Consider the following 11,066-nt stretch of genomic DNA (forward strand, 5'->3'; position numbering starts at 1 on the left):
CCCCCCCCCCCCCCCCCCCCCCCCCCCCCCCCCCCCCCCCCCCCCCCCCCCCCCCCCCCCCCCCCCCCCCCCCCCCCCCCCCCCCCCCCCCCCCCCCCCCCCCCCCCCCCCCCCCCCCCCCGCGCCTCTCCCCCGGAGGGGTGAGGCCCGCTCCCGCGTCCCTCCTCCGGGTCCCCCGGACGGTCGATCTGACGGCGAGCGCTCCGCACCGGAGCGCGGCCAGCCGACCGCGACCGTCCGGGGGACCCCGCCGTGCCTGCACCACGCACGCCCGCTCCCCGCCGTCCGCTCACCGCCCGCGAGGCCGAGGCGCTGCGCGCCCTGCTCGCCGCCCGCGCCGCCGCCGGCGGTGCCGGGTCCCCGCGCCCGGCTCACCGCCCGCCCGCGCGGTCGCGCAAGCCCGCCCGCCGCACCCGGCGGGCACCCGCCCGGCGCCGGGCCGCCGCTCGCCCACACCCGCGGGGCCCCTGGCGCACCCGGCTGCTCGTCGTCGGCCTGGCCACCCTGCTGGTGCCGGTGCTGACCGTGCTGCTGGCTCCCACCACGTCCGCCCCCGGCGCGGCGACCGTCGCCGGCGACCCGGCCGGCCTGGCGCTGGCCGCGCGGAGCACGCTGCTGCAGGACGCCGACGCCTACCGCCGCGTGCAGGCCGAGGTCAGCACGCGGCAGGCCGAGCTCGCCGCCGCCGTCGCCGACGAGCAGGCCGCCCGCACCGCCCTCGCCGCGGAGCAGGCCACCGTCGGCGCCGCCGCGGCCGACCTCTACCGGACGCCGGCCACCGGGCGGATGCCGGTGCTCGCGCTGGACGCCGGCACGCCCGGCACCACCTCCGACGTCCTGTACCGGCAGGCGCTGGCCGACCGCGCCGCCGGGGAACGCGAGACCGCCGTCGTCCGGGCCCAGCGCGCCGCGGCCGCCGCCGAGGCCGCAGCGGACCGGGTGGCCGCGGCACGGGCCGCCGTCGACACCGCGACCGCGCAGGCCCGCACGCTGCTGGCCGGGGTCCGGGAGAGCGCCGGCGGCCTCGGGCTCGACGTCGCCGCGCAGCTGGCCGCGCTCGGCACCGTGTCCGCCGCCGGCGCGGAGCAGCAGCGCAACGCCGCGGCGCTGCAGCGCTGGCAGGGGTACCTCGCCGAGCTCGCCTCGGCCGGGATCGAGCCGCCACCGGCGGCCGACCTGGCCGATCCGGGCCGGCTGCCCGAGGGTCTCTCCCCCGCGCTGGACGCCGCGGGCCAGGCCGTGCCCGGCGTGGCGTGGGCGGTCGCCGGCAACCGGCCGGTGACGGTGCTGCCCGCCGAGACGGTGACCGCGGTCAGCAGCGCGCTCGCGCAGGCCGGCCACCCCTACGCCGCCGGCGCCACCGGACCCGACAGCTTCGACTGCGGCGGGCTCACCGCCGCGTCGTGGCTGCTGGCCGGGTACGACCTGCCGGTCACCGCGGCCGGGCAGTGGTCGGCCGCCGCGGTCGTGCCCGCCACCCAGCTGCAGGTCGGCGACCTGGTCGTCTCCGACGGCGGCTCGGACGTCGGGGTCTACGTGGGCGACGGCGAGGTGCTCGGCGCCTCCGCGGCCACCTACCGGGTCGGCGTCCGGTCGATGCCCGGGGACGCCCGCGCGGTGCGGGTCACCCTGCCGGCCCCGGCGCAGCCGAATGCCCCGCTGCCGGTGACCGCGTCGGGCCGGGGTGCCTGCGGCGCGCCCCCGCCGCCGGCCGGGCCGGTGAGCCCCGCGTGGGGCGGCTGGGGCAACGGCCGGATCCCCGCCGACGCGCTGTGCCCGGTCGCCCGCGGCCACGCGCTGCGCTGCGACGCCGCGGCCGGCTACACCGCTCTGGCGGCGGCGTACGAGGCGGCGTTCGGCAGCCCGCTGTGCATCACCGACTCCTACCGGTCGATCGCCGCGCAGGTCGACGCGTTCCGCCGCAAGCCCGCCCTGGCCGCGGTGCCGGGCACGTCGAACCACGGCTGGGCGCTGGCGGTGGACCTGTGCGGCGGCGTCCACGTCGCCGGCACGCCGCAGTGGAGGTGGATGACCGAGCACGCGGGCCGGTTCGGCTTCGTCAACCCCGCCTGGGCCCGACCCGGCGGCGAGAAGCCCGAGCCGTGGCACTGGGAGTTCGGCGACCTGCTCTGAGGTGTCCCCGCGGGCCGAGATCCCGTGATCTCGACGCGCGGAGGGCGCTGGAGCGTCGAGATCACGGGATCTCGACGGGGCGGGCGGGTCCTCCTACAGCCAGCGCAGGGTGGGGAGGCCGGCCCAGGGCAGGCGCACGCAGGCCTCCCCCGTCAGGCCGGCCAGGCGGTCGGCCACCCCGGGCACGGCACAGGCCAGCGGCCGCATCGGCGTGACCACGACGTGCGGGTCGCGCAGGGTCAGCCCCGCGTCGGCGATCCGCCCCAGCAGCCGGTCGGGGGCGGCCAGCGCCGCGGTGGCCAGCATCGGCGCGCCGGGGTGCGACCACAGCGCCACCGGGCCCTCGACCCGCAGCACGCCGCCGGCGTCCGCGGCCCGGGCGGTGGCGCCGCTGCGGGTGCGGTCGACCACCGCGGCGTCGGCCCGGTCCGACGGCGTCCAGGCGACCGTGCGCTCCCCGCGGCGGACGACGACCCGCCAGCCGACGGCGGACCGCCCCGCGTCGGTCCAGTCGAGGACGGCGACCCCGGCGCGGGCCGCGGCGGCGTCGCTGACCGGGCGCCCGGCCACGACGGCGGTCAGCGCGGCGGCGACGGCGTCGGCGGTCGGCGGCACGCCGGCGTCGGTCATGTCCTCGGCGAGGTCGCGCAGCGGCAGCCGGGTACGGCGCTCGTCCTCGGCGAGGACCAGCACCGGACCGCGGGCGGGATCGGTGAGGACGGCGGCGCGCAGGCCCCCGGTGGCCACCGCCGGGAGCACCGCGGCCGCGGCGGCGCGGACGTCGTCGACGCCGACCGCCGCCGGCCGCAGCCGCGACAGCAGGCCGGCCGCCGCGCGCGGCGAGCGCTGGGGCATCACGGGCGGCGCCCGGACAGGGCGGTGCGCAACGGGGCCGGCAGCGCGGGCAGCCCGAGCACGCTGTCGAGCTCGGCGGCCGAGAGGCGGACCGGCAGGACGTCGTCGGACCAGCCGGTCACGCGGCGGACGCGGGCGGCGGGGGCGGGCCAGACGGCGTCGCGGGCGGCCGCCACGTGCAGCTCGGTGAGCACGTCGGCGAGGTGGACGGCGGTGACCGGGTGCACGCCCGGGGCGGCGAGGCCGGCCCGGACCGCGGTGGCCAGGGCCTCGCGGTCGGCCTCCGACAGCCAGTGCGGCAGCAGGACGACGGCGGGATCGCCCGCGGGCAGCACGCTCACCGCACACCTCCCCCCGTCGGTGCCTCCGGTCCCGGTCCCCCGGCGGCGGCGCTGCGGCGGGGACTCGCGGTCACGTCCTCGGTATCGGCAGGCCGGAGCCGCGATGGACCCGTCGGTAACGGACTCGTTCCGGCCGTTTACTCCCCCGTCACTCGGACAGCTCGGTCAACCGGTCCTTGAGCGCCCGCTCGACGCGGTCGGCGTGCACGTTCATGTTGCGGACCGAGGTGCCCAGGTCGGCCGACACCTGCGTCTTGGTCTGCCCGCCCCAGGTGGTCAGGTACCAGGTGGCCCAGCCCAGCACGTTGGGCTGGGCGGCCCGCTGGCCGCGGGCGGCGGTCGGGTCGGGCGCGCAGGCGGCGGTCAGCGCGTGCGACAGCAGCGTCTGCTCGGCCTCGTCCATGATCTGGTCGGGCGCCTCGGTGGAGTCGGGCACCAGCACCTCGGCCGCGTCCGGGCCGCCGTCGAGGGACTGCAGGTTGCGCAGCCCGTTGAGGGTGGCGACGGTCTGCGAGTTGCGGCGCAGCGTCGCGACGCTCTGGCCCATGTAGTCGGCGAGCTCGCGCTCGGTGGGCCGCCTCTGGTGCTCGGCCTGGAAGGCGGCCAGCGCCTTCTGCTGGCGGTTCTCCGTGTCGGCCGCCGTCCGGCCGTGGGCGCTGCGGCCCAGGTCGTGCACCCACTTGGACAGCTGGGTGGCGAGGAAGGCCCCGAACGGGACGCCCTTGGTCTCGTCGTACTGGCCGACGGCCTTGAGGATCCACTCGGCCACCTGCTGGTGCAGGTCGTCGGGGTCGGGCACGTGCAGGCGCAGCGTGCTCGAGTTGCGCTGCAGCCGCTTGAGGCTGACCGGGTGGTAGTGCCGGCACAGGTCCTCGAGGAAGGCCTTCGGCAGGTCCCGCGGCGCGCGGCGGCGGACGCCGGCCTCCGCGCGCAGGCCCACCGTGGCGCAGCCGCGGCCGGCGCACCAGGCGCGGATCCAGTCGGCGAGGACCTGCCCCTGGCCACACGGGCCGTCGACCCGGTAGAGCCCCTCGCCCTCGTCGTGGCTGACCGTGACGCCCGTGGGCAGGTCGGCGCGGAACTCGGCGAGCGGCAGGTCCCGGTCGACGCGGAAGTGCACCCGGTCCCGGGCGGTGATCGGGACCGCGGCGAAGCCCTCGGCCTCGGGGATGCCGCCGAAGACGAGCGGCGCGCGGCTGCCGGCGTCGACGGCCGGGTCGGCGGTCGGGGGGCTGGAGGTCACCGGTGCTCCTGGTCGATCACGGGGGAGGCGACGGCGCCTCAGGCGGGGACGGGCACGACCGGGGACTCCACGGCGCCGACGGCGACGTCGACACCGGAGCCCAGCAGCGCCTCGGCCGCGGCGCGCTCACCGGCGGCCGGCTCGGTGGCGTAGACCGGCATGTGGTCGTAGAGGACCGTGAACAGGTCGCTGACGAAGGCGTAGGCGGCCTGCGCCTGCGGCGAGAAGCGGGCGATGCCGGCGCGCGGGCCGAGCTCGACGCCGACGGTCACGCGGACGACGCGCTCGTCCTTGCCCAGCCCGGTGACCGAGAAGGCGACCGAGGGGTGCACGGCGGCCAGCGCGGCCAGCTCGGCCAGGCAGCGCCGGGTGGACCCGCGCCGCGGCCGCAGCTGGACGTGGACGACGACGGTCTCGTCGGCCTGCTGGGTCGCTGCCATCACGCTGTGCTGCATCTCCATCGCCCCCTGTGTCGTGCTCGGGGGCAACTCTGTCGCATGAGCGGACAGTGATGGGCACACAACTCGCCGTGCCCTCTGCAATCTGCGAGCCGACCTTCGTCAGGTCTTGCCCGTGCGGAGGAGCCGGCCGATCCGGCGGGCCCGCGCTCCGGCAGGAGTTGCCGAGGTGCGGGCCCGCCGTCCGTGCAAGTCGCTCAGCGGCTGCGGACCTCCGGTGGGGCGGGGCGCACGGGCCGGCCCGCGGCGGGGCCGGTCGGCGGCGCGGCGGGCGGCGTGGCGGGGCCGCCGGCGGGCGCGAAGGCGGCGAGGGCGCCGAGCGTGTCGGCGGTGACCTGGGCGGCGAGCAGGTTGGCCTCGGCGATCTGCCGGTAGACCTCCTCGCGGTGGATGGTCACCTCGCGGGGGGCCGTGAAGCCGAGCCGGACGGTGCCGCCGCGCACCTCGACGACGTGCACTTCGATGTCGTCGCCGATGCGGATGGTCTCGCCGACGCTGCGGGTCAGTGTGAGCACGGGTACCCCTCCATGGGTGTGTGGTGGCCGTCCTGGCACGGGCCCCGTCCCGACGATCGGGGCCCTCCTCTCCTATCGGCGCAGGGGACGCCGGATCGGATGACGGCCGTCGGGCAGCACCACCTGGGTGGCCCGCCAGTTCGCCGGGTTGAGCACGACCGGGGCCCGCAGGTTCGCCGTCGCAGCCGCGACCCCCTCGGCCGGCACGGTGACCAGGCAGAGCAGCTGGGCGTCGGCGGCGTCGGCGAGGTCGAGGTCGACGAGTACCTGGCGCGGCAGGGACGGGGCGTAGTCCGGGAAGTACCGGGCCGGGGGGATGGCCAGGAACCGCGGACCGTCGGCGTCCATCGACTGCAACCAGAAGAGCAGGCCGTCCCCGTCGGCCGTGACGAGCACGTAGTCACGGAAGTCGGGGAACCCGGGCAGCGGCGACACCATGCCGAGCAGCGGCAGGGTGACCACGGGGGCGAGGGTCACCGCAGGAAGTCCACGAGCGAGGGCTGGACCACCTGGGCGGTGGCCCGCAGGGCGGCCTGGTACCCGGTCTGCTGGAACTGCAGCTGCATGATCGTCTTCGGCAGGTCGACGTCCTCGACGTTGGCCAGGGCCTTCGACAGGGCCAGCGACCGGTCGGCGTTGACCTGTGCCGCGTTGTCCACGCGCGCGGCGCGGGCGCCCACGGTCGACGCCGCGGTGAGCAGCCGGTCGGTGGCGGCGTCGAGGGCGGCGAGGTCGTCCTGCACCGAGAGCCCGGCCGCCACGTCGGCGGCGATCCGGCCGACGACGGTGAACAGGTCGTCCCCCGGGGGGCCGAAGGCCTCCGGGCCGGTCACGTCGATGCGGACCTGCTCGTCGTTGGAGATCCGCCGCCGGATGGGGACGACGCCGGTGCCGTCGGCACTGCCGACGCCGACCCAGGTGCCGTCGGCCCGGTAGGCCTTCGTCCCGCTGGTGATGCCGCCGAAGACCGGCCGGCCGTCGACGTTCTCGTTGGCCAGGCCGAGCAGGCCGTCGCGCAGCGCCGAGACCTCGGCGGCGATCGCGGCCCGGCCGGCCGGGGTCAGGCTGCCGTCGTTGGCGGCCTGCACGGTGAGGTCCCGCACGCGGCGCACCTGCGCGACCATCGAGGTCAGCGCGGTGTCGGTGGTCTCCATCCAGCTCTGGGCGTCGGAGATGTTGCGCGCCTGCTGGGTGGTGGCGGCCTGGTCCTTGCGGATCTGCATGGACCGGTTGACGGCGGTCGGCGAGTCCGACGGCTTGCTGACGACCTTGCCCGAGGTGAGCTGCTCCTGGAGCTTGCCCAGCTCGGCCAGGTTGCGGTTGAGGCCCTGCAGGGCGGTCGTCGCGACGGCCCGCTGCGTGATGCGCACCCCCGTCACCGGCCCACGGTGCCGGTGCGGTTGATGAGGGTGTCCAGCGCCTGGTCGATGGCGCTCACCATGCGGGCGGCGGCGCTGTAGGCGTGCTGGAACGACAGCATGTTCGTCATCTCCTCGTCCAGGTTGACCCCGGACACCGACTCGCGGGCGGCGTCGACCTGGGCGGCGACGACCGACTGGACCTCGACCTTGCGGGTGGCGACCGAGGCCTGGACGCCGAGCTCGACGACGAGCCTGCGGTAGGTGGCGTCCACCCCGTCGGTGGCCAGGCTGAGCTGGAAGAAGGCGTCGGCGTTGTCGCCGTCGGCCGAGGGGGCGTTGCCGGCGTCGGCGGGCCTGGTGCGCGCGGCGGCGACCTGCTGCGGGGTCAGCGACCGCAGGGTGAGGTTGGCGGCGGTGACCGTGGTGCCGCCCGCGCCGTCGTCGAACAGCGGCCGGCCGGGGTTGCCGTCGTTGTCGTAGCCGGCGGTGTGCGCGGTGTTGAAGGTCGTGGCGACCGACCGGGCGAACGCGTCGAGCTCCGCGCGGTAGGCCGGCACCGTCGCCGTCAGGGCGGTGAGCTGGCCGGCGGCCGTGCCGCCGGGCCGCAGCGTCGTCCCGCCGGGAGCGGTGACCAGGCGCGGCGCGTCGGTGCCGACGCCGTCCGGGTTGTCGGCACCGGCCAGCCGGACGGCGGTGCTGGTGCTGCCCGCGACCAGGCTGGTGCCGCCGACGGTCACGTCGACGACGCCGTCGGCCCGGGGCACGCCGGTGGCGCCGATGCTCGTCGCCAGCTGCAGGACCAGCGCGTCGCGCCGGTCGGAGAGCTCGTTGACCGGCAGGCCCGACAGGGTCGCCTGCCGGATGGCGCCGTTGAGCTCGGCGACCGAGGCCGCCGCGGTGTTGACGTCGGCCACCAGGGCCTGCACGCCGTCGCGGGTCTGGTCCCACTGCTGGTCCAGCGCCGCCCGGGTGGTGCGGATGCCGTCGGCGAGCACGTCGAGGCGCTCGAGCACCGCACTGCGCGCGGCCTCGGTGCGCGGGCTGTCGGACAGCTCGGAGAACGCGCTCCAGACGTCGGACAGCATGGCCTGGATGCCGTTGTCGCCCGGCTCGCGGAAGGCGTCCTCCACCTGCGAGAGGGCCTCGCTCTCCGCGGCCAGCCGCGAGCCGGCCGAGGTCTCCAGCTGCGCGCGGGCCTCGAGCAGGGCGTCGCGGACGCGCCGGACCTTCTCGGCGTCGACGCCGCCGTCGACGGCGGTGCTGACCGAGTGGATCGCCGGGACGGCGGTGCCGCCCATGGCGGCGAGGTCCACGCGCTGGCGCGAGTAGCCGGCGGTGTTGACGTTGGCGATGTTCTGACCGGTGACGTCGAGGCCGCGCTGGGCGGCCCACAACGCCGTCGAGGCCGTGTTCAGGCCGGAGAAGGAGCTCACAGGGCACCGTCCAGGGTCACCGCGCGGGAGGAGCCGGCCTCGGAGCGGCCGGTGGCGCCGTAGGTGCCGGCGGAGGGCTGGCGGACCGACAGCAGCGCGTCGCCGATCGCGGACAGGCCACCCTCGATGAGCTCGCGGTTGGCGTCGGAGAGGCTGCGCAGGTCGGTGACCAGGACCAGCAGCGCCTCGTGGTGCCGGGCCAGCAGGTGGTTCCACGGCGCCGGCGCGGCCTCGGCGAGCTGGCGCAGCGACGGGTTGACCCCGGTGCCCAGCCGGACGGCGATCGCCTCGGTGGCCGCGGCGCGCTCCACCTCGAGGGTCCGCAGCTGGTCGAGCACGACCTCGATCTCGTGGGCGATGCGCGCCAGCCAGCGCGTCTTGCCCGACAGGATCAGGTACTGCTTCTCCTCCGCCTTGAACAGCAGCAGGTCGAGCAGCTCCTGCTCGCGCCACAGCAGCGTCGACAGGTGCTGGTAGTCCACGTCCGCCACCGCCTCCCTCGTCTCCCGGCGGGGGTCCCCGCCGTCCGCGCCATGCGCTCAGACGGTCGGCAGCGGGCAACGGCCCCTCAAGCCGAGATCGCAGGATTGGCAGGAGTTGTGCGTCCGGGCCGACCGGGTCCCTGCCGAGTAGGGGACCGTGCCCGCTGCCCGTCCCCCGGTGACCGAGCGACCCGTCGCCGCGCGCTCCGCTCCCCCGCTGCCCACCGCCGCACCGCGGCCCGAGGCCCTGCGACCGGAGACCGAGGTCGAGGCGCTCGTGACCGAGCACCTGCCGCTGTGCTCGTTCGCGGTCAACGCGGTGGCCTCGCGCATCTCGCTGCCCGGCCACGTCAGCCGCGAGGACCTGCTCTCCTGCGCGAAGGTGGCCCTGGTCGAGGTGGCCCGCCGGTTCGACCCGTCGGCCGGCGCCACCTTCGCCACCTACGCCCTCCCCCGGCTGCAGGGCGCCGTCCTGGACGAGCTGCGCTCCGGCGACTGGGCCAGCCGCTCGGTGCGGGCGGCCGCCCGGCGCACCGACGCCGCGGCCGACGCGCTCACCATCCGCCTGGGCCGCCCGCCCACGCGGGAGGAGCTCGCCGAGGAGATGGGCGTGCGCCGCGAGGAGCTCGAGGCGCTGCAGGTCGACGTGCACCGCGCCGTGATGGTGAGCATCGACGCCGAGACCGGCAGCGAGGGCGGCACGCTCGACCTGCCCGACCCCGGCGAGTCGCCCGAGCGGGCGGTCCTGCGCGGCGAGCGGGCCCGGTACCTGCAGGACGCCATCCGCGCGCTGCCCGACCGGCTCGACGAGGTCGTGGAGCGGAACTTCTTCGGCGGGGAGTCGCTCACCGACATCGCCGCCGACCTCGGGGTCACCCTCTCCCGGGTCTCGCAGATGCGCGCCCGCGCGCTGACCCTGCTGCACGCGGCGATGAGCGAGGTGTGGGAGGGCCGGTCGGTGCCGGCCGACGGCGGGGTCCGCGCGCGCAACCAGCAGCGGCTCTACGTCGACCGGGTGGCCGGTCGCGCCGTGCCGTCGCCGATCCCCGCGCCCCGTCCGGCGCCGGTGCACGCCGCGCTCCGCTACGGGATCGCCCGCCCCGCCTGAGCCGTCGCCACCCCGTCGGTCACGCGAGCGCCCGGGTCCCCAGGAGGACCCGGGCGCTGAGGCGTGCAGGCCGGACGACCGGCAGCCGGACGGCCGGGACGGGGCCGGCCAGCTCGGTCGTCCCCGCGCCCCCCCGGGGCGTCGGCGAGACCGCTCGGACAGCGGCCGGCAGCAGCCCTCAGGCTGACGGAGGGTGAGCCCTCACGAGCAGACCCCGGCGCGCGCGGACGCACGCAGCGCGAAGGAGCCGGGAGGAGGTGTGCGGCCCTTCAGGCACCGATGCGATCGGCGCGGCTGCGCTCCTCGCGCGCCCGCCGCCAGGCCGCGGCCCACTGCTCGGCGGTGTGCTCGGTGAGGTGCCGGGCGAGGACCCGGTCGCGCGCGGCGGCGGCGTGCTCGCGGCGCCAGTCGGCGTCCTCGACGGCCCGCGCGATCGCAGTGGCCCAGTCACGCGGCCGCTTGGCGCGGTAGCCCAGGCCCAGCCGCTCGTACTCCGTGCTGGGCGAGCGGACGGAAAAGACGCCGCGGGCGGAATACTCGAGCACCTTCAGCCAGCTCTTGCAGCTGTTGAAGGTGTCCAGCCGCAGCGGCGCGATGCCGATGTCGAAGCGCTCGCCGAGCGCGGTCGCGTAGCCGTCGACGTCCATGACCCAGGGGTATTCGAGGGGCTCCTCGGCCAGGCGGAGCCGCTCGCCGGCGTTGCCGGCCTGACCCATGATCGCGAACCGGGCGCGACCCGGGTGCCGGTCGAGTGCCTGCTGCAGACCCGAGCCCATCTCCTGCAGGTCGTAGGGGTGACTGCCGACCGTGCCGGCCCAGCCGATGGTCAGCACCTCGGGCTCCCGCTCGTAGGCCGGCGGGAGCTCCGCGATCCGGCGCGGGATCGCGTTGGGCACGACCACGCCCCGCCCGCGGGGTGCGAACTGCAGCAGGTTCGGCGTCGAGACGGTGACCAGGTCGGCCTCGCGGGCGATCCCCTCGGCGAGGCGGCCGACGCCGCGGCGCACCAGCACCTCGTGTCCCTGGTGCCCGGGCGGGAGGGCGGTGAGGTGGGGGGGGCGGGCGACGACCACCGCGCCCCCCCGGGGGGCCCGGCGGCGCCGGGAGGCGCGCCTATAGCGGGTGGTGGGGTCGTGG

12 protein-coding genes are annotated in these 11,066 nt (G+C 77.3%); 2 read left to right on the top strand and 10 right to left on the bottom strand.

All coding sequences use genetic code 11. The features are described 5' to 3' along the window. The first annotated feature begins 252 nt into the window (after positions 1–252). A complete protein-coding gene (locus ACI79O_RS23815) occupies positions 253–2,133 on the top strand; it encodes an NlpC/P60 family protein (protein WP_456915358.1) in 1,881 nt (626 codons plus the stop codon). A 93-nt stretch (positions 2,134–2,226) separates the two neighbouring features. On the opposite strand, the gene ACI79O_RS23820 is transcribed toward ACI79O_RS23815, so the two are convergent. The 9 genes from ACI79O_RS23820 to ACI79O_RS23860 all read right to left on the bottom strand — a co-directional run bounded on the left by ACI79O_RS23820 (position 2,227) and on the right by ACI79O_RS23860 (position 8,830). Further along, entirely contained in the window at positions 2,227–2,991 is a 765-nt protein-coding gene (locus ACI79O_RS23820) for a hypothetical protein (protein ID WP_456915359.1), read from the bottom strand. Further along, positions 2,988–3,329, bottom strand: coding sequence for a hypothetical protein (locus ACI79O_RS23825; protein WP_456887227.1), 342 nt, complete (start codon positions 3,327–3,329; stop codon positions 2,988–2,990). Before ACI79O_RS23825 ends, ACI79O_RS23820 begins: the two co-directional genes overlap by 4 nt. A gap of 148 nt (positions 3,330–3,477) precedes the next feature. Beyond that, positions 3,478–4,572 carry a flagellar biosynthesis protein FliA gene (locus ACI79O_RS23830; protein WP_456915360.1) on the bottom strand — a complete coding sequence of 365 codons (1,095 nt, stop codon included), beginning with the start codon at positions 4,570–4,572 and terminating at the stop codon, positions 3,478–3,480. Between the two features lie 38 nt (positions 4,573–4,610). Further along, positions 4,611–5,033 (bottom strand): hypothetical protein, encoded by a 423-nt coding sequence (locus ACI79O_RS23835; protein WP_456887231.1) that lies wholly within the window; start codon positions 5,031–5,033, stop codon positions 4,611–4,613. A gap of 194 nt (positions 5,034–5,227) precedes the next feature. Then, complete coding sequence (gene csrA, locus ACI79O_RS23840) at positions 5,228–5,545, bottom strand: carbon storage regulator CsrA (RefSeq protein WP_456887233.1); 318 nt, start codon at positions 5,543–5,545, stop codon at positions 5,228–5,230. Positions 5,546–5,617: 72 nt separating this feature from the next. Next, the gene (gene fliW / locus ACI79O_RS23845; RefSeq protein ID WP_456887235.1) at positions 5,618–6,022 is read right to left on the bottom strand and encodes a flagellar assembly protein FliW; all 405 of its coding nucleotides are present in this window, start codon (positions 6,020–6,022) and stop codon (positions 5,618–5,620) included. Then, positions 6,019–6,924 carry a flagellar hook-associated protein FlgL gene (flgL, locus tag ACI79O_RS23850; RefSeq protein WP_456887237.1) on the bottom strand — a complete coding sequence of 302 codons (906 nt, stop codon included), beginning with the start codon at positions 6,922–6,924 and terminating at the stop codon, positions 6,019–6,021. The genes fliW and flgL overlap by 4 nt, the downstream gene beginning before the upstream one ends. Beyond that, a complete protein-coding gene (gene flgK, locus ACI79O_RS23855) occupies positions 6,921–8,339 on the bottom strand; it encodes a flagellar hook-associated protein FlgK (RefSeq protein WP_456915361.1) in 1,419 nt (472 codons plus the stop codon). Before flgK ends, flgL begins: the two co-directional genes overlap by 4 nt. Further along, positions 8,336–8,830, bottom strand: coding sequence for a flagellar protein FlgN (locus ACI79O_RS23860; RefSeq protein WP_456915362.1), 495 nt, complete (start codon positions 8,828–8,830; stop codon positions 8,336–8,338). Before ACI79O_RS23860 ends, flgK begins: the two co-directional genes overlap by 4 nt. A gap of 169 nt (positions 8,831–8,999) precedes the next feature. Here ACI79O_RS23860 and ACI79O_RS23865 point away from each other — a divergent pair, with 169 nt between their 5' ends. After that, a complete protein-coding gene (locus ACI79O_RS23865) occupies positions 9,000–9,929 on the top strand; it encodes a sigma-70 family RNA polymerase sigma factor (RefSeq protein ID WP_456887241.1) in 930 nt (309 codons plus the stop codon). Positions 9,930–10,198: 269 nt separating this feature from the next. Here ACI79O_RS23865 and ACI79O_RS23870 read toward each other — a convergent pair. Beyond that, on the bottom strand, positions 10,199–11,066 hold an 868-nt coding region (locus ACI79O_RS23870), incomplete at its 5' end, for a glycosyltransferase family protein (RefSeq protein ID WP_456915363.1).

The organism is Geodermatophilus sp. SYSU D00696 (assembly GCF_054050235.1).